Annotated in this window: 15 protein-coding genes; 9 read left to right on the top strand and 6 right to left on the bottom strand. The window is 66.7% G+C overall.

Annotated features, from left to right (window positions below):
* The first annotated feature begins 136 nt into the window (after window positions 1-136).
* The 3 genes from acs (at window position 137) to H0S73_RS02840 (ending at window position 4,387) form a co-directional block, all read left to right on the top strand.
* Entirely contained in the window at window positions 137-2,095 is a 1,959-nt protein-coding gene (gene acs / locus H0S73_RS02830; protein WP_181050734.1) for an acetate--CoA ligase, read from the top strand.
* A gap of 186 nt (window positions 2,096-2,281) precedes the next feature.
* Window positions 2,282-2,788: a L,D-transpeptidase gene (locus H0S73_RS02835; protein WP_181050735.1), complete on the top strand. Its 507-nt coding sequence runs from the start codon at window positions 2,282-2,284 to the stop codon at window positions 2,786-2,788.
* 213 nt (window positions 2,789-3,001) lie between these two features.
* Window positions 3,002-4,387 carry an MFS transporter gene (locus tag H0S73_RS02840; protein ID WP_181050736.1) on the top strand — a complete coding sequence of 462 codons (1,386 nt, stop codon included), beginning with the start codon at window positions 3,002-3,004 and terminating at the stop codon, window positions 4,385-4,387.
* Window positions 4,388-4,397: 10 nt separating this feature from the next.
* Here H0S73_RS02840 and H0S73_RS02845 read toward each other — a convergent pair whose 3' ends face one another.
* The 3 genes from H0S73_RS02845 to H0S73_RS02855 all read right to left on the bottom strand — a co-directional run bounded on the left by H0S73_RS02845 (window position 4,398) and on the right by H0S73_RS02855 (window position 6,663).
* On the bottom strand, window positions 4,398-4,718 hold the full coding sequence (locus H0S73_RS02845) for a heavy metal-binding domain-containing protein (protein WP_036346496.1): 321 nt from the start codon (window positions 4,716-4,718) through the stop codon (window positions 4,398-4,400).
* 176 nt (window positions 4,719-4,894) lie between these two features.
* A complete protein-coding gene (locus H0S73_RS02850; protein ID WP_181050737.1) occupies window positions 4,895-5,938 on the bottom strand; it encodes an aldo/keto reductase in 1,044 nt (347 codons plus the stop codon).
* A gap of 65 nt (window positions 5,939-6,003) precedes the next feature.
* Entirely contained in the window at window positions 6,004-6,663 is a 660-nt protein-coding gene (locus tag H0S73_RS02855) for an arylesterase (protein WP_181050738.1), read from the bottom strand.
* Between the two features lie 65 nt (window positions 6,664-6,728).
* Here H0S73_RS02855 and H0S73_RS02860 point away from each other — a divergent pair, with 65 nt between their 5' ends.
* The 3 genes from H0S73_RS02860 to H0S73_RS02870 all read left to right on the top strand — a co-directional run bounded on the left by H0S73_RS02860 (window position 6,729) and on the right by H0S73_RS02870 (window position 11,042).
* A complete protein-coding gene (locus H0S73_RS02860) occupies window positions 6,729-7,427 on the top strand; it encodes an ABC transporter ATP-binding protein (protein ID WP_425488170.1) in 699 nt (232 codons plus the stop codon).
* Window positions 7,428-7,440: 13 nt separating this feature from the next.
* On the top strand, window positions 7,441-10,029 hold the full coding sequence (locus tag H0S73_RS02865; protein WP_181050740.1) for an ABC transporter permease: 2,589 nt from the start codon (window positions 7,441-7,443) through the stop codon (window positions 10,027-10,029).
* A gap of 230 nt (window positions 10,030-10,259) precedes the next feature.
* Window positions 10,260-11,042 (top strand): Bax inhibitor-1/YccA family protein, encoded by a 783-nt coding sequence (locus tag H0S73_RS02870; RefSeq protein WP_181050741.1) that lies wholly within the window; start codon window positions 10,260-10,262, stop codon window positions 11,040-11,042.
* A 59-nt stretch (window positions 11,043-11,101) separates the two neighbouring features.
* Here H0S73_RS02870 and H0S73_RS02875 read toward each other — a convergent pair whose 3' ends face one another.
* Window positions 11,102-12,577, bottom strand: coding sequence for an MFS transporter (locus H0S73_RS02875; RefSeq protein ID WP_181050742.1), 1,476 nt, complete (start codon window positions 12,575-12,577; stop codon window positions 11,102-11,104).
* A gap of 112 nt (window positions 12,578-12,689) precedes the next feature.
* On the opposite strand from H0S73_RS02875, the gene H0S73_RS02880 reads away from it, so the two are divergent.
* The gene (locus H0S73_RS02880) at window positions 12,690-13,226 is read left to right on the top strand and encodes a GNAT family N-acetyltransferase (protein WP_181050743.1); all 537 of its coding nucleotides are present in this window, start codon (window positions 12,690-12,692) and stop codon (window positions 13,224-13,226) included.
* 8 nt (window positions 13,227-13,234) lie between these two features.
* On the top strand, window positions 13,235-14,479 hold the full coding sequence (locus H0S73_RS02885) for an MFS transporter (protein WP_181050744.1): 1,245 nt from the start codon (window positions 13,235-13,237) through the stop codon (window positions 14,477-14,479).
* Here the strand turns inward: H0S73_RS02885 and H0S73_RS02890 are convergent.
* Entirely contained in the window at window positions 14,476-14,856 is a 381-nt protein-coding gene (locus H0S73_RS02890; RefSeq protein ID WP_181050745.1) for a DUF2794 domain-containing protein, read from the bottom strand. The two genes, H0S73_RS02885 and H0S73_RS02890, sit on opposite strands and share 4 nt — an antisense overlap.
* Window positions 14,857-15,337: 481 nt before the next feature.
* Window positions 15,338-16,354: a zinc-binding alcohol dehydrogenase family protein gene (locus tag H0S73_RS02895; protein WP_181050746.1), complete on the bottom strand. Its 1,017-nt coding sequence runs from the start codon at window positions 16,352-16,354 to the stop codon at window positions 15,338-15,340.
* A gap of 203 nt (window positions 16,355-16,557) precedes the next feature.
* Between H0S73_RS02895 and H0S73_RS02900 the strand changes: the two genes are divergently transcribed.
* Window positions 16,558-16,899 carry a winged helix-turn-helix transcriptional regulator gene (locus H0S73_RS02900; protein ID WP_181050747.1) on the top strand — a complete coding sequence of 114 codons (342 nt, stop codon included), beginning with the start codon at window positions 16,558-16,560 and terminating at the stop codon, window positions 16,897-16,899.
* The last annotated feature ends 88 nt before the right edge of the window (window positions 16,900-16,987 follow it).

Here is a 16,987-nt window from a genome sequence, read left to right on the forward strand (position 1 = left end):
GTTTCCGGACAACACCCGCTCCCCTCCCCGAAAGAAGCAGCGACCAAAGTCCGACCATCGTTCCGCTTGCCCCGCCCCTCTCTCTTTCCGTAAACCTAGCTCTAAATCCATCATGGGAGCATCTGGGAGAAGCGCCATGGACGAGAAGATCTACGACGTGCCGGCGGAATGGCGGCATCGGGCCTATCTGGACGATGCGGGCTACCGCGCGAAGTACGAGGCCTCGGTCAGGGACCCGGAGGCCTTCTGGGCGGAAGAGGCGAAGCGCATCGACTGGTTCAAGCAGCCGACCCGGATCAAGAACACCAATTTCGGTCCCGACAACGTGGCGATCCGCTGGTTCGAGGACGGCGTCACCAACGTGGCCTATAACTGCGTCGACCGACATCTCCACACCCGCGGCGATCAGGTCGCCATCATCTGGGAGGGCGACGACCCGTCCGAATCCAAAAAGATCACCTACCGCGAGCTGCACGCGGAGGTCTGCCGCATGGCCAACATCATGCGCAACCGCGGCGTCGCCAAGGGCGACCGGGTGACGATCTACATGCCGATGATCCCGGAAGCGGCTTACGCCATGCTAGCCTGCGCGCGGCTGGGCGCCATCCACTCGGTGGTGTTCGGCGGCTTCTCGCCGGATTCGCTGGCGAGCCGCATCCAGGACGCGAAATCCGCCTTCATCGTCACGGCCGACGAGGGCCTGCGCGGCGGCCGCAAAGTGCCCCTGAAGGTGAACGTGGACGCGGCTCTCGAGACCGTCGGCCCGGGCGTGGTCGACCACGTGCTCGTCGTGCGCCGCACGGGATCCGCCGTGAACATGGTGCCGGGCCGGGACGTCTATTACCACGAGGCGGCCGAGCTCGTGTCCGACGAATGCCCCTACGAGGAGCTGAACGCGGAGGATCCGCTGTTCATCCTCTACACCTCCGGGAGCACCGGAACCCCGAAGGGCGTGCTGCACACCACGGGCGGCTATCTCGTCTATGCGTCGATGACGCACCAATACGTGTTCGACTACCACGACGGCGACGTCTATTGGTGCACGGCCGACGTGGGCTGGGTGACGGGCCATTCCTACATCGTCTACGGGCCGCTGGCGAACGGCGCCACGACCCTGATGTTCGAGGGCGTGCCCACCTATCCGACGATCTCCCGCTTCTGGGACGTGATCGACAAGCACCAGGTCAACATCTTCTACACCGCCCCGACGGCCATCCGCTCGCTCATGCAGGCGGGCGAGGAGCCGGTGAAGAAGACCTCGCGCAAGTCGCTGCGCCTGCTGGGCTCGGTCGGCGAGCCGATCAACCCGGAAGCCTGGGAATGGTACCACCGCGTGGTCGGCGACGGCCGCTGCCCGATCGTCGACACCTGGTGGCAGACCGAGACCGGTGGCATCCTGATCACGCCGCTGCCGGGCGCCACGAAACTGAAGCCGGGCTCCGCCACGCGGCCGTTCTTCGGCGTGAAGCCGCAGATCGTGGACGCGGACGGCAAGGTGCTGGAGGGCGCCACCGAGGGCAATCTCGTGATCGCCGATTCCTGGCCGGGCCAGATGCGCACGGTCTACGGCGACCACGAGCGCTTCGTGCAGACCTATTTCTCGACCTATTCCGGAAAATACTTCACCGGCGACGGCTGCCGGCGCGATGCGGACGGCTATTACTGGATCACCGGCCGCGTGGACGACGTGATCAACGTGTCCGGCCACCGCATGGGCACGGCGGAAGTCGAGTCGGCGCTGGTGGCGCATCCGAAGGTGTCGGAGGCCGCCGTGGTCGGCTACCCGCACGACATCAAGGGCCAGGGCATCTACGCATACGTGACCCTGATGGCCGGCGAGGAGCCGTCCGAGGACCTGCGCAAGGAGCTGGTGGCCTGGGTGCGCAAGGAGATTGGCCCGATCGCCTCGCCGGACCTGATCCAGTTCGCCCCCGGCCTGCCGAAGACGCGCTCCGGCAAGATCATGCGCCGCATCCTGCGCAAGATCGCCGAGGACGAGTTCGGCTCGCTCGGCGACACCTCGACGCTCGCCGACCCCGGCGTGGTCGACGACCTGATCGACAACCGGCAGAATAAGCGCACGCGGGCGGCGTGAGCCGGTCGCCTATCCTCCACCTCATGGCCGGGCTTGTCCCGGCCATCTCGATACGGAAAGGCACCGTGCTTCATGCGATCGAGATCACCGGCACAAGGCCGGTGATGACGTGAGAGACGAAAGCGGAACCGTAGCCTTATCTTTCGCGTCTCACCCTCGTGCATCACTCGCAGGAGGGTTCGGGACATGGGCGCGCGCGCCGCATTCGCCATCGCGGCCGTCATCGGCATCGCTTTCACCGCAACGGTCGCTTCGGCCCGCGAGATCGTGCCCTTCGAGGGGCGCGTGTCGCCGGGCACCATCGTGATCAAGACCGGCGAACGGAAGCTCTATTACGTGCGCGGCGACGGGACCGCCCTGCGCTACCGGGTGGCGGTCGGCAAGCCCGGCAAGCAATGGTTCGGCGAGGCGCGGATCGACGGCAAATACGTCCGTCCCGCCTGGGCCCCGCCCGCCGAGGTCAAGCGGGACAACCCGCGCCTGCCCGACGTGATCCCCGGGGGCGCGGCGAACAACCCCATGGGCGCCAGGGCGCTGACGCTCAACCTCGACGAATACGCCATCCACGGCACCAACCGCCCGAGCTCCATCGGGACCTATGCGTCCTACGGCTGCATCCGCATGCTCAACGAGGACATCGTCGATCTCTACGAGCAGGTGAGCGTGGGGACCCGGGTGGTGGTGGAGCGGTAGAAGGCGATCATCTGCGAGAGGGTGTCATTCCCGGCCGGAGAGGGCGGAGCCATCGGAGGGGAAGGGAATCCATCGCTCGGCGCTTGACCGTGGATCCCTTTCCCTCGCCTTCGGCTCGCCGGGGATGACACCGACAAGGAAACGGAACGGCAAGGCCTCCTCCGGCAGGGTGCTTTGGTGATAGAAGACCACCGAGCCTCAGCCGGGAAACCCATGCCTTTGAAAACCATCGATCCTCTTGCGCCTTCGCGGAATGCCTCGCGTCCGGCGATTCTCGGCTGGCTGCTGTTCGACTGGGCCTGCCAGCCCTTCTTCACCCTCGTCACCACCTTCGTGTTCGCGCCCTATTTCGCCTCCGCGCTCGCGCCCGATCCGGTGAGCGGGCAGAGCCTTTGGGGCTATGCCACGGCGGCGGCCGGGCTCGTGCTGGCCTTTCTCTCGCCGGTCCTCGGCTCCATTGCCGACGCGACGGGGCCGAAGAAGCCCTGGATCGCATCCTGCGGCCTGGTGCTGTTCGTCGCGTCCTTCGCCCTGTGGTACGCGGCGCCGGGACAGCCCTTCGCCATCGCGGTCGCGCTCGTCGGCTTCGCCTTCGGGACCGTCGCCGTGGAGGTCGCGGCGGTGTTCAACAATGCCATGATCCCGCACCTCGTGCCGCCGGAACGCTACGGCCGCCTCTCGGGCACCGGCTGGGCCATGGGCTATCTGGGCGGCCTCGTGTCGCTCGTGATCGTGCTCGGTTTTCTCGCAGCCGATCCGGTGTCGATGAAGACGGTCTTCGGCCTCGATCCCCTGTTCGGCCTCGATCCGGCGACGCGCGAGGGCGACCGGGTCACGGGACCGTTCTCGGCCCTGTGGTTCCTCGTCTTCGTGCTGCCGCTCTTCCTCGTGACGCCGGATATCCCGCGCTCGGCCATGAGCCTCGGCCAGGCGGCCCGGAAGGGGATCGACCAGGTGAAAAGCACCATCGCGGACGCGCGGCGGCACGAGAGCGTCGGCCGCTTCCTCCTCGCCAACATGGTCTACCAGGACGCCCTGGTGGCGCTCTTCGCCTTCGGGGGCATCTACGGGGCCGGGGTGTTCGGCTGGCAGGCCATCGAGCTAGGCATCTTCGGCATCCTGCTCACGATCACCGGCACCCTCGGGGCGCTCGTCGGCGGACGGCTCGACGACCGCATCGGGGCGAAGCCGGTGATCCTCGGCGCGATCCTGATCCTCGCCCTCGTCTGCATGGGCGTGCTGTCGCTCGGGCGCGACCACATCCTGTTCGTTGTGCCGACCGCGCCGCCCGCGCCGGACGACGGTCTCTACGGCTCCGCGCCCGAAAAGCTGTTCGTGCTGCTCGGCCTCGTGATCGGGGCCGTGGCGGGACCGCTCCAGGCCTCCTCGCGCAGCCTGCTGGCGCGGCTCGTCCCGGCCCGGGAAGCGGGCCGCTATTTCGGCCTGCTCGCCCTGTCGGGAAAGGTCACATCGTTCATGGCGCCGCTCGCGGTCGCCGTGGCGACGGCATTGTTCCAGACGCAGGCCGCCGGTCCGGCGGTGCTGATCCTGTTCCTGCTCGCAGGGTTCTGGCTGTTGAGCGGCGTGAAGCGGGTGTGAGCGCTGCCGCTCACTCCAGCGTCACGGCCGTGCCGCTGACCGACACCATCATCATGCCCTCGTTCTTGCCGAGGGCGCCGTAATCGAGGTGAACGCCGACGATGGCGTGGGCGCCGAGGCGCTGGGCCTCCTCGATCATCTCCTGCAGGGCCGTGTCGCGCCCGTCGCGCAGCACGCGCTCGTAGGAGCCGGCCCGTCCGCCGACCACGTCGCGGATGGACGCGAAGAAATCGCGGAACACGTTGGCGCCGAGGATCGCCTCGCCCGAAACGATGCCGCGATAGGAGGCGATGCGGCGGCCTTCGATGGTCGGCGTGGTGGTGATGATCATCAATGTCTCCTTCTGCTCCGCTTCATATGGGAAGGGGCAGGAGGAACGTCATCAGGGATGCACCCGCCACGTCATGGCCGGGCTTGTCCCGGCCATCCCGATTGCTTGGAGCGTTGCGCTTTTCTGATCGAGATCACCGGCACAAGGCCGGTGATGACGTGAAGGGGAGAGAGTGCTTACGGGCACGGATTGCAGTGCTCGACGTGGATCGCGTTGATGCGCTCTTCCAACTCCGGCGTGATCGTCACGTCGATGGACGCGATGTCCGTCTTCAGCTGCTCCATCGAGGTCGCGCCGATGATGTTCGACGTGAGGAAGGGGCGGGAATTGACGAAGGCGAGCGCCATCTGGGCCGGATCGAGGCCGAATTCCTTCGCGAGCGCGATGTACTTGCGGATGGCGGCCTCGGCCGTGGGGTTCTCGTAGCGCTGGCCGCGGTTGAACAGGGTCGTGCGCGATCCCGCGGGGCGTGCGCCGTCGAGATACTTGCCGGTAAGATACCCTTGAGCCAGCGGCGAATAGGCGAGCAGGCTCACGTTCTCGCGCATGGAGACCTCCGCCAGCGCCACCTCGTAGGTGCGGTTGAGGAGGTTGTAGGCGTTCTGCACCGACTGCACCCGGGCCTGTCCTTTGGCGTCCGCGTGCTTGAGGAAGGTCATGGTGCCCCAGGCGCTCTCGTTGGAGAGGCCGAAATGGCGGATCTTCCCGGCCTTCACCAGGTCGGTCATGATCTCGACCGTCTCGTCGATGGGGTGGGACGGCCCCTCCATGTGCCGGTAGATCGTCGGGTTCGAGCCCCAGGGCATGGGGCGGTCGGGCCAGTGGATCTGGTAGAGGTCGATGTAGTCGGTCTGGAGCCGCTTCAGGCTCTTGTTCACCGCCTCCTCGACCTGGGCGCGAGAGAGTTCGCCCTTCGAGCCGTCGTCCCGGAACCAGGTGTTGTCGGAGCGGCCGATCACCTTGGTGGCGAGGATCACCTTGTCGCGGCTGCCCCGGGCCTTGAACCAGGAGCCGATGAACCGCTCGGTGGACCCTTGTGTCTCCGCGCGGGGCGGGATCGAGTAGAGCTCGGCGGTGTCGAAGAAGTTGATGCCCTGGTCGAGGGCGTAGTCCATCTGCGCGTGGCCGTCGGCCTCGGTGTTCTGCTGGCCCCAGGTCATGGTGCCGAGGCAGATGAGGCTGACATTGAGATCCGTGCGGCCGAGGCGGCGGTATTCCATAGGGTTAAGCTCCTCGCGGCGAAGGGGTCCACCGCGTTCAGGCGAAAATGAGGCGCTGAAGGGTCTCAGCGTTGGGCAAGGCGGGCGAGAAAGCTCTCGACGCTGGGCAGGATGCGCTCGACGATGACCTCGACGCCCTTGGCCGTCGGGTGCATCCCGTCGGGCAGGTTGAGGGATTTCTCGCCGGCGACCCCGTCCAGGAAGAAGGGATAGAGCACAAGGTCGTACGTCTTCGCAATGTCCGGATAGATGCTGTCGAATTTCTGCACATAATCCGGCCCGAGATTGCGCGAGGCGTACATGCCCGCGAGCATCACCTGGATGTTGCGGCTCTTGAGCCGCTCGACGATCGCCACCAGGTTCCTGCGGGTCCCGGCCGGATCGAGGCCGCGCAACATGTCGTTGGCGCCGAGCTCCAGGATCACCCCGTCGGTGCCGTCGGGCACCGACCAGTCGAGCCGGTCGAGGCCGCCCGAGGAGGTGTCGCCGGAGACGCCCGCATTGGCCACCTCCACGTTGTGGCCCCGGGCCTTCAGGGCCTTTTCCAGCACGACCGGGAAGGCCGCCTCCTGCGGCAGGTTGTAGCCGGCGCTCAGGCTGTCGCCCAGGGCCACGAGCCGGATCGGCCGGGTTTGGGCTTGCGCCGGGAGGGCGGCGCCCAGGGCGGCCAGGGCCGCCGCACACGCAAAAATGATCGTCATGAATGGGCCGGATTGGCGCTTCATCGATAGGCTTCCCATCTAGGCAGAACTACACAGACGTCTCTGAAGGTTTCCAACAGATCGGGTGAATGGGGATGCAGGACAAGGCCATCGCGCTGCACGATGTCGATTTGAGCCTCGGGCGCGGAGCCGCGCGGGTGCATATCCTCAAGGGGATTTCCCTCGGCGTCGACCGGGGTGAGGCGGTCGGGCTGATCGGCCCCTCGGGCTCGGGCAAGTCGACCCTGCTCATGACCATGGCCGGGCTCGAGCGCCCGGATTCGGGCAAGGTGATCGTGGACGGCACCGACCTGTCGGGCCTGGACGAGGATGCGCTCGCCCGTTTTCGCGGACGGCGGATCGGCATCGTGTTCCAGTCCTTCCACCTTGTCCCCACCATGACGGCCCTGGAGAACGTGGCCCTGCCCCTGGAGCTCGCCGGTGAGAACCACGCCTTCGAGCGGGCCGAGGCCGAGCTGCAATCCGTGGGCCTGGGCCATCGCCTGCACCATTACCCGGCGCAGCTCTCGGGCGGCGAGCAGCAGCGGGTGGCGATTGCCCGCGCCATCGTGCCCAATCCGGCGATCCTGGTGGCGGACGAGCCCACCGGAAACCTGGACGAGACGACCGGCCAGTCCATCGTCGACCTGCTCTTCGCCCTGAAGCGCGACCGGGGCGCGACGCTCGTTCTCGTGACCCACGACCTCGCCCTCGCCCGCCTCTGCGACCGCATGGTGCGCCTGCGCTCCGGGCAGGTCGAGACCGGCGCGGCCTCGGCCGTGGCCTGAGGGACCATCCATCATGCACGGCTCCCTTCCCGCCACGCCCCAGCGCCGCCCCGCCGCCCCGTCGCGCCTGCCGCTCCTGCTGCGCCTCGCCTTCCGCGAGCTGCGCGGCGGCCTGAGAGGCTTCGGCATCTTTCTCGCCTGCATCGCGCTCGGCGTCGCGGCCATTGCCAGCGTCTCGTCCCTGTCCCGCTCGCTCACCGAGGGCATCTCCCGCGAGGGCCGGCGGATCCTCGGCGGCGACATGGCCTTCTCCCTGCTCCAGCGGGAGGCGGCGGCACCCGAGCGGGCCTTCCTCGAATCCAAGGGCCGGGTCAACGTGATCGCCACCATGCGGGCCATGGCCGTGGCCGGCGAGAAGGGCTCGGGTCTGGTGGAGATGAAGGCGGTCGACGGGGGCTACCCGACGGTCGGAGCCTTGGAGACCGATCCGCCCCTGCCCGCCGCCGACCTCTTCGCCGAGAAGAACGGCGCCTTCGGGGCCGCCGTCGATCCGGCCCTCCTCGCGCGCCTCGACCTGAAGGTGGGCGACCGGGTAACGGTCGGGGCCGCCAACGTGGAATTGCGGGCGAGCCTCGTCTCCGAGCCGGACAAGATCGCCGACGGCATCGGGTTCGGCCCGCGGCTCCTGCTCTCCCAGGAGGCCCTGAAGGCCACCGGCCTCGTCCAGCCCGGCAGCCTCGTGCGCTGGACCTACCGGCTGACCCTGCCGCCCGAACAATCGACCGAACAGACCCTGACGCAGATCGAGGCGGACGCGAACCGCGTCCTGCCGGAGGCCGGCTGGAACATCCGCACGCGCCTCAACGCCGATCCGCGCTTTGCCCGCAACATCGAGCGCTTCACCCAGTTCCTCACCCTGGTCGGCCTCACGGCGCTGCTCGTGGGCGGCGTCGGCGTCGCCAATGCGGTGCGGGGCTTCGTCGACCGCAAGCGCGCCTCGATCGCTACGCTCAAGAGCCTCGGCGCCCCGGGCGGGCAGGTGGTGCTGCTCTACCTCACGCAGGTGATGCTGATCGCGCTGGTCGGCATCGCCATCGGGTTGGCCTTCGGGGCCGCCCTGCCCTTCGTGGTCACCGGGCTCTTCGGCCATCTCCTGCCGATCCCGATCCAACCGACGCTGGCCTGGAGCGAACTCGGCATCGCGCTGCTCTACGGGATCCTGACCGCCCTGGTCTTCGCGCTGGCGCCTCTGGGCCGGGCCCATGACGTGCCCGTGTCGGGGCTGTTCCGGGACCAGATCGACCCGGAGCGGCGCTGGCCGCGCAAGCGTTACCTGACGGCGCTCGTCCTGTCGGTGGCCGCCCTCGTGGGCCTGTCCCTGCTCGCGGCTTACGACCGGCGGATCGCCCTGATGTTCGTGGGCGCGGCCACCGGGTCCTTCGTGCTCCTGCGCCTCGTGGCCATGGGGATCATGGCGCTCGCCCGCCGTCTGCCGCGCCCCCGCCGTACCGCTCCCCGGCTGGCGCTCGCCAACATTCACCGGCCCGGCGCGCTCACGCCGTCGCTCGTGCTCTCGCTGGGCTTGGGCATCACGCTCCTCGTGACGCTCTCCGTCATCGACACCAACCTGACGCGCCAGCTCACCCAGAGCCTGCCGGAACGGGCGCCGAGCTTCTTCTTCCTCGACATCCCGAACCAGCAGGCGGACGCCTTCGAGGGCTTCCTGAAGGGCCAGGCCCCGGAGGCCCATATCGAGCGCGTGCCGATGATGCGCGGGCGCCTCGTGACCCTCGGCGGGCGGCCCGTGCCCGAGGTCAAGGCGCCCGAGGACATCTCCTGGGTGCTGGAGGGCGACCGGGGCATCACCTACGCCAACAAGCCGCCGGAAGGCTCGAAGGTGGTGCAGGGCGAGTGGTGGCCCGAAGACTACCGGGGCAAGCCGCTCGTCTCCTTCGACCGCAAGATCGCCGAGGGCCTGGGGCTGAAGATCGGCGACGAGATCACCGTCAACGTGCTCGGGCGCAACATCGGCGCCACCATCGCCAACCTGCGCGAGATCGAGTGGCGCTCCATGGGCATCAACTTCGTCATGGTGTTCTCGCCCAACGCCTTCGCGGGCGCGCCGCACACGCATCTGGCCACCGTCACGTTCCCGAACGGCTCGGACGCGGCGCTGGACGCCCGCATCCTGCGCAGCTCCGCCCAGACCTATCCCATGGTCACGAGCGTGCGGGTGAAGGATGCCCTGGAGGCGGTGAACGACGTGGTCTCGCAGCTCGTCATGGCGATCCGTGGCGCGAGCTCCATCGCGCTGATCGCAAGCCTCCTGGTCCTGGCCGGGGCGCTGGCGGCCGGCCACCGGGCGCGCCTCTACGATGCGGTGGTGCTGAAGACCCTGGGCGCGACCCGGGCCCGGCTGATCGCGGCCTACGCGCTCGAATACGGTCTCCTCGGCCTCGCCACGGCTTTGTTCGGGCTCCTGGCCGGAACGTCGGCGGCTTATTTCATCATCACCCGCGTGATGTCCCTAAGCTTTACCTTAGACTTGTCGGGAGCCGTCCTGGCCTCTGCGCTCGCGGTTCTGGTGAGCGTGGGTCTAGGCCTCATGGGAACGTGGCGGATCCTAAGTCAAAAACCGGCGCTCTACTTAAGAAACCTTTAACGCTCCCTTGTCGCAAGAGCGGTATGAAAGAGTGCGCGAAACGGAATGAGGAGCAGCATCAACTCTGCTCCTCGTTTTTTCTTCCATCACGAAGATTTGAAGCTTGGCGTTGCCCCTTGCGCAACGCAGGCCGCCCCCTCATATTTTGCATGTCGCCGGATTCACGCGGCGGCCGAGGGCTGATTTTCGGCCATTCGAGGGAACACGGAACACCGCGAGAAAGGACTCCGATGCAACCGTATGAGCAAAACCAAAACGCCTATGGCACCGGCTTTGCCCGGACGGCGGCACAGGTCGACCAGGGCCTGCGCGCCTTCATGCTCGGCGTCTACAACAACATGGTCCTGGGCCTTGCCATCTCGGCTCTGGTCGCCCTTGGCATCAACATGCTCGCCACGACGAGCGATCCGTCTCAGGCGGTCGCCCGGATGGGTGGCGTCGGCCTGACCCAGTTCGGCGCGACGCTGTATGGCTCGCCCCTGATGTGGCTCGTGGCGCTGGCGCCCCTGGCCTTCATCTTCTTCTTCTCGTTCCGCATGGAGCGGATGACGGCGGCGGCGGCCCGCGGCACCTTCTTCGCCTTCGCGGCGGTGATGGGCGCCTCGCTCTCGACGCTTCTCATCCGCTACACGGGCGCGAGCGTCGTGCAGGTGTTCTTCATCACGGCCGCGGCCTTCGGCTCGCTGTCGCTCTGGGGCTACACCACGAACCGTAGCCTGTCGGGCATGGGCTCGTTCCTGATCATGGGTCTCGTCGGCCTGATCCTGGCCTCGATCGTGAACATCTTCGTCGCGTCGAGCGCCCTGCAGTTCGGCATTTCCGTGATCGGCGTCCTGATCTTCGCAGGCCTGACCGCCTACGACACGCAGAAGCTGAAGGAGATGTATCTCTACGGCAACTTCGACTCTGAAGCCGCCGGCAAGGCCTCCGTGTTCGGCGCCCTGACGCTGTATCTCGACTTCATCAACATGTTCCAGTTCCTCCTCGCTCTCGTGGGCAACCGCAACGAGTAAGGACGAACGGATCGGACGATCCCGAGCCCCGGCCGAAAGGCCGGGGCTTTTGTTTGTGATCACCCCTGCGCCGAGCGATACCCGAACCAGGCGCTCGCGACGGCAGCGGCGGCGCAGATGAGGGTCACCAGCCCGAACCCGCCAATCATGGCCGTGCCATAGACGTCCGCCGAAGTGTCGGCGGGCAGCCCGGCCATCGGCGGCCTTGCGCCGAAGCTCGCTTGGGCGAAGAGATCCGCCATGTCCGGCCTCGCCCATGCGGCGGCCCGGCGGAATCCCAGGGTGGCGACGATTCCGAGGCCCGCGACGGCGATGAGGCCGGCGACGCGCGAGATCGCGTTGTTGACCCCGGAAGCCACGCCGATGCGCGCGTCGGGCACGGCGTTCATCACCGTCGTCGAGAGCGGCGCGACCGTGATGCCCATGCCCAGTCCCATGACGGTCATGACAGGGACGACCGCGACCCAATAGCCGCCATGCAGGACGGCCGGGGCCAGGAGCGCGAAGCTCAGGCCCGTGACCAGCGGCCCCACGGTCAAAAGGAGCCGGGTGCCGAACCGGTCGGCCAGGGCGCCGCCGAGCCGGGACAGCACGGCCATCACCAGGGTGAAGGGCAGGAACACCGAGCCCGCCTTGGCGGCCGAATAGCCATGGGCCTCGATCAGCGCGGTCGGCAGGAAGAACAAGGCGCCGCCGAGGGCGAAATAGAGCAGCAGCGTCAGGGCGTTGACGTTGGCGAAGGCGGGGGCGCGAAACAGGTCGAGCGGCATCATGGGGGCGGCGCAGCGCTTCTCGTGGCGCAGGAACAGGCCGAGGAGCGCCAGGCCGGCGAAGATCAGCAGGATGGCGACGATCCGGTGGCTGCCCTGATCGCCGAGCGCCGTCAGCCCATAGGCGACGAGGCCGAGCGCCAGGACGGCAAGGACGCCGCCGCGCCAGTCCATGGCCGTCCCGCCGGAGACGGGACTTTCCGGCACCTGCCGCCAGCACAGCCAGAGCGCCAGCACGGCGACGGGCCCATTGATCCAGAAGATCGCCTGCCAGGGGCCGATATCGATGAGCCAGCCGCCGAGGATCGGCCCGAGGGCCGCCGCGATGGCGGAGGCGGCCGCCCAGGTGCCGATGGCCCGACCCCGCGCCTCTTTCGGAAAATGGGCGCTGATCAGAGCAAGCGATCCCGGCACCAGCAGGGCGCCGCCGATGCCCTGGAAGGTCCGGGCCGCGATCAGCATCCCGGCCGACCCGGACAGCCCGCACCACAGGGAGGTCAGGCCGAAGCACGCGATGCCGATCATGAACACCCGCCTGAGCCCATAGGCATCCCCGGCCGCACCGCCCAGCAGCAGGAAGGCGGAGAGCGTCAGCGCATAGGCATTGGTGATCCACTGCATTTCCGACAGGGAGGCCTGCAGGCTCTCGCGCATCTGCGGGATCGCCACGGTCACGATGGCCCCGTCGGCGAAGACCATGCTGGAGGCCAGGATGGCGGTCCAGACCACGATGGTTTGCGTCCTGCCCGGACTGAACTCGCTCATGCTCGGCCTTTCGGAGGCTCCATCATGGCAAGGCACGAGAGAGGTGGAAAGACAGCCTTCTCCAACCGGAATGCTGTTCCCTGCCTGTCCCGAATTGATCTAGAAATTCCCCATGAGCATTCTCGTCCGCCCGTCCGCCGAATCCGATCTCGATGCCCTCACGGCCATCTATGCCCATGCGGTGACGCATGGCACGGCCTCCTTCGAGCTCGACCCGCCCGACCGGGCCGAGATGGCGCGCCGCCGGGCCGCGGTCCTCGAGGGCGGCTATCCCTATCTGGTGGCGGAAAAGGACGGCGCGATCCTCGGATATGCCTATGCGGGCGCCTACCGGACGCGACCGGCCTATCGCTCGACCGTGGAGGATTCGATCTATGTCGCCCCGTCCGCCCAGGGTCAGGGCGTCGGGCGCCTGCTGCTCGCGGCGCTGATCGAGGAATGCGAGGCGCGGGATTTCCGCCTCATGGTGGCGGTCATCGGCGACGAGGAATCGAGGGGCTCCATCGGGTTGCACCGCAGCCTGGGCTTCGAGCCCGTCGGCATCCTCAAGGGCATCGGCTACAAGCACGGGCGCTGGCTTTCCACCGTGCTGATGCAGCGCCCCCTCGGACGCGGCACGACCGAGCCGCCGACGCAGCCCATCGCCTGAGATCGTCGATGATAGGGACGATCGTTCGTCTGCCGAAGACGGGTTTATGGCAGAATCCCGATTTCCTGCGGCTATGGGGAGCACAGACCCTTTCAGCCATCGGCGCGCGGTTCACCCGTGAGGGGCTGCCGATCATCGCCGCCCTGACGCTTGACGCTTCCGCAACGGATCTCGGCCTGCTCGTGGCCTTGAGCCTTTTGCCGGGCGTCCTGCTCAGCCCGTTCATCGGGGCTTGGATCGACCGTACGCGGCGTCGGCGCGTGCTTATCATGGCGGATCTCCTGAGGGCGGCTGCCCTCGCGACGCTTCCAGTCATGGCCTGGCTCGACGCCATCACGATCGGGCACGTGATGGGCGTATCGGCGGCTGTGGCTCTGTTGTCCATTTTTTTCCAGACAGCGGACAACGCCTATCTGCCGACCCTGGTGGACCGCGATCAGCTTCTCGAAGGCAACGCGAAACTCGCCACCACCGACTCGCTGGCGGAAATCGCCGGTCCTGCTCTGGCGGGAACTGCGATTCAGTGGCTCACCGCGCCCGTTGCGATCCTGTTCGATGCTCTCTCATATCTCTGGTCGGCCTTGCTGTTGGCCTCCATCAAGCGGCCGGAGCCACCTCTCGTCACCGGAGAGCATGCACCCGATCTGTGGCGCGAAACGAGGGAGGGCCTTCGCTTCGTGTTCGGGCATCCGGTCCTCAGACCTTTGACGCTGTGCTCCGCCAGCCTCTCGTTCTTCCTGAGTTTCTTTGCGCCGCTTTATGTGCTGTTCGCGGTACGCGACCTGAGCATTCAGCCAGGGATCCTGGGCTTCATCGTGGCGCTGGGCGGGATCAGCGCCTTGATCGGGGCGCAGTTCGCGGCCTGGGCCGGACAGCGCTTTGGCTTACGCAATCTGCTGATCGGGTCTCTGCTGATCTACAGCCTCATGATCTGTTTCATTCCGTTGGCCCAGGGTCCTCTGTGGGTGGCCGTTGCATCCTTGTGCATCGCACAGCTCCTGAGCGATGGTCTCTATGTGGTCTTCGCCACGAACGCGACCGTCTTGCGCCAGAAGATGACGCCAGACGCTTTGCGCGGGCGGGAAGCCGGAACACTGCATCTGCTGACGGGTGGCCTTGGCTTGATGGCCGCCTTAGGCGCCGGCTTTGCGGCCGATTGGGTCGGGATCCGAGCGGTCCTGTGGGTCGGAGCCCTCGGGGTGGTCGCATCGACCCTCTGGCTTCTGGCCCTGCCTAAGCACCTTGAGCCCTAAGCCGACACGACCTTCGGCTTGTCGAGCACCCGCAGCACGCGGGCGAGCTCGTGACCGCGCTTGAGGATCAGGCCCGTGGAGACGATGACCGAATAGGCTCCCTGTTTCTTGGCGAGCTTCGGGTCCTTCTCGATCCGGTAGAGGGGCATTTCGGACGTGCGCCGGAAGATGGAAAAGACGGCCTTGTCGGGCAGAAAGTCGATGGCGTAATCGCGCCATTCGCCGGCCGCCACCATGCGGCCGTAGAGATTGAGAATGGCCTGCAACTCGGCTCGGTCGAAGGACACCTGTCTCGGCGCGGCGGGGAAAGGAACGATGTGGGCCTGACCCTGCATCGAGCCGCCGCGCAACGGCTCCGCGATGTCACCTTCGCTCATGAAGCCTCCCATGTCTCGTTTTCATGGCCTGATGATGGGCTTCGGCGGCTAAGGGATCAACCCATGACGACACAATGAATCACGGGTTCTTCAGCAAATCTTATTCCTGCCCCAATCGCGCCGTGATGGAGCCGCACTGAATGCCGTTAATGCTCAAGTTGCCTCGACGGCCCGGCTCATCGAACGGCTTGGACACGTCAGCCCCCCAGCCCTCTGAGTCGGACGAAGGGCCGGGCCACCTCGAGGCACAGGGCTGCCTTCATGGCAGCCTTTTCTCTGTTCTGAAGGGCTTTGCGATGGTCCAGATCGCAAAGCCCTCTTTTTTGGTGAACGGGTGCTTTAATTCGCTCCCGACTGGCGCGACGCTCGCCACGTCATGGCCGGCTTTGTGTCGGCCATCCCGATTGCTTGAAGCGTCGTGCCTTTCCGATCGAGATCACCGGCACAAGGCCGAGGATGGCGTCAGCGGGTCGGAATGACCTCAGAACCCCGACAGGACGAGCTTGCCCCGCGTGCGGTTGCTCTCGACGAGGGCATGCGCGCGCTTGAGGTTGGCGGCGTTGATCGGCCCGATGACCTCGGCCAATGTCGTCCTGATGGTGCCTGCGTCCACGAGGCGGGACGCCTCGTTGAGGATCTCGTGCTGCCGCTCCATGTCGGCGGTCTGGAAGGTCGAGCGGGTGAACATGGATTCCCAGTGAATCGACACGCTCTTGCCCTTCATGAGGCTGATGTCGGGAGGCATCTTCGGATCGTCGATGAGGGCGAAACGGCCTTGCGGCGCAAGGGCTTTCGCGATCTCGGCGAAATGGTTCTCCGTGTGGGTGATCGAGAACGCGAAGGCCGGCGCGCCGATGCCCAGGGCCTCCACCTGCGCGGCGAGCGGCTTGCCATGATCGATCACGTGATGGGCGCCGAGCTTACCCACCCAGGCCTGCGTGTCCGGCCGCGACGCGGTGGCGATCACGGTGAGATCCGTGAGCTGGCGCGCGAGCTGGACCGCGATGGAGCCGACGCCGCCGGCGGCTCCCACGATCAGGATGGCGTTGGCGGCACCTTTCACGGGGCGCTTGACCTCCAGCCTGTCGAACAGGGTCTCCCAGGCGGTCAGGGTGGTCAGCGGCAGGGCGGCCGCCTCCTCGAAGCCGAGGGATTTAGGCTTCGCGCCAACGAGCCGCTCGTCCACCACATGGAATTCCGCATTGGTGCCCTGCCGCGTGATGGCGCCGGCGTAGAACCCCTCGTCGCCTTCCCTGAACAGAGAACCCTCCCGCCCCGTCCCTCGCACGATCCCGGCCGCGTCGAAGCCCAGGACCTTCCAGCCGCCCGGCTCGGGCTGCGCCCGCATGCGGACCTTCGTGTCGACCGGGTTCAGGGACACCGCCCTGATCTCGACGAGCAGGTCGCGCGATCCGGGTTCGGGTCGGGGCAGGTCGATGTCGACGAGGGAGGCGTCCTGATCGATGGCAAGGGATTGCTGGTAACCGACGGCGCGCATGGCGTGTCTCCTGTTCGCGCATCGTACGGAAAGGCGGATCCGGTTTTCTGGTCCTGGCGATGCGCATTCAAAAACCCGGCATCGGATGAATCCCAAAGTGGAAATCACTTCTGGTCCGATGCTTTTGGGATCATACTTGGGCATAGTGTCCGAAGCCGCAAGAACGCACAAAAACAGCCCATAGTGTCGAAAAGGATACCGTGATGCCGCAGAGGGCGCCGAGAATGCAGGGCTGCTCCGTCGAGAGGACGATGAGCCTGATCGACGGCAAGTGGAAGATCATCGTGCTCTACAAGCTCCTGCGCGGAACCTTGCGCTTCAACGAGCTGCGCCGGCTCATCCCTTCCATCACGCAGCGCATGCTCACCCACCAGTTGCGCGAGCTGGAGGCCGACGGCCTCATCGTGCGAACCGTCTATGCCCAGGTGCCGCCCCGGGTCGAATACACCCTCTCCGGGCGCGGCCGGTCGCTGGAGCCGGTGCTGACGGCCATGAAGGAATGGGGCGACGCGAATCTGTCGTCGGAGGGGGCAGAGGCAGCGTAAAGTGGCTGTGCGATGCAACAACTTTACCCTACTTTGTTCAGAACCTCATGCTTGTGTTGCGGAACCTGCCGCACTGTGGCAACGCTCC

The sequence above is a fragment of the Microvirga mediterraneensis genome (genome assembly GCF_013520865.1).
GTDB lineage: Bacteria > Pseudomonadota > Alphaproteobacteria > Rhizobiales > Beijerinckiaceae > Microvirga > Microvirga mediterraneensis.

Excerpts from the sequence above, each read along its gene's own strand:
- H0S73_RS02860 (WP_425488170.1), top strand. The coding sequence starts at position 6,729 with ATGGGGATGCAGGACAAGGCCATCGCGCTGCACGATGTCGATTTGAGC.
- H0S73_RS02835 (WP_181050735.1), top strand. The coding sequence starts at position 2,282 with ATGGGCGCGCGCGCCGCATTCGCCATCGCGGCCGTCATCGGCATCGCT.
- H0S73_RS02875 (WP_181050742.1), bottom strand. The coding sequence starts at position 12,577 with ATGAGCGAGTTCAGTCCGGGCAGGACGCAAACCATCGTGGTCTGGACC.
- H0S73_RS02885 (WP_181050744.1), top strand. The coding sequence starts at position 13,235 with ATGATAGGGACGATCGTTCGTCTGCCGAAGACGGGTTTATGGCAGAAT.
- H0S73_RS02865 (WP_181050740.1), top strand. The coding sequence starts at position 7,441 with ATGCACGGCTCCCTTCCCGCCACGCCCCAGCGCCGCCCCGCCGCCCCG.
- H0S73_RS02900 (WP_181050747.1), top strand. The coding sequence starts at position 16,558 with ATGCCGCAGAGGGCGCCGAGAATGCAGGGCTGCTCCGTCGAGAGGACG.
- acs (WP_181050734.1), top strand. The coding sequence starts at position 137 with ATGGACGAGAAGATCTACGACGTGCCGGCGGAATGGCGGCATCGGGCC.
- H0S73_RS02880 (WP_181050743.1), top strand. The coding sequence starts at position 12,690 with ATGAGCATTCTCGTCCGCCCGTCCGCCGAATCCGATCTCGATGCCCTC.
- H0S73_RS02890 (WP_181050745.1), bottom strand. The coding sequence starts at position 14,856 with ATGAGCGAAGGTGACATCGCGGAGCCGTTGCGCGGCGGCTCGATGCAG.
- H0S73_RS02870 (WP_181050741.1), top strand. The coding sequence starts at position 10,260 with ATGCAACCGTATGAGCAAAACCAAAACGCCTATGGCACCGGCTTTGCC.
- H0S73_RS02855 (WP_181050738.1), bottom strand. The coding sequence starts at position 6,663 with ATGAAGCGCCAATCCGGCCCATTCATGACGATCATTTTTGCGTGTGCG.
- H0S73_RS02845 (WP_036346496.1), bottom strand. The coding sequence starts at position 4,718 with ATGATCATCACCACCACGCCGACCATCGAAGGCCGCCGCATCGCCTCC.
- H0S73_RS02840 (WP_181050736.1), top strand. The coding sequence starts at position 3,002 with ATGCCTTTGAAAACCATCGATCCTCTTGCGCCTTCGCGGAATGCCTCG.
- H0S73_RS02850 (WP_181050737.1), bottom strand. The coding sequence starts at position 5,938 with ATGGAATACCGCCGCCTCGGCCGCACGGATCTCAATGTCAGCCTCATC.
- H0S73_RS02895 (WP_181050746.1), bottom strand. The coding sequence starts at position 16,354 with ATGCGCGCCGTCGGTTACCAGCAATCCCTTGCCATCGATCAGGACGCC.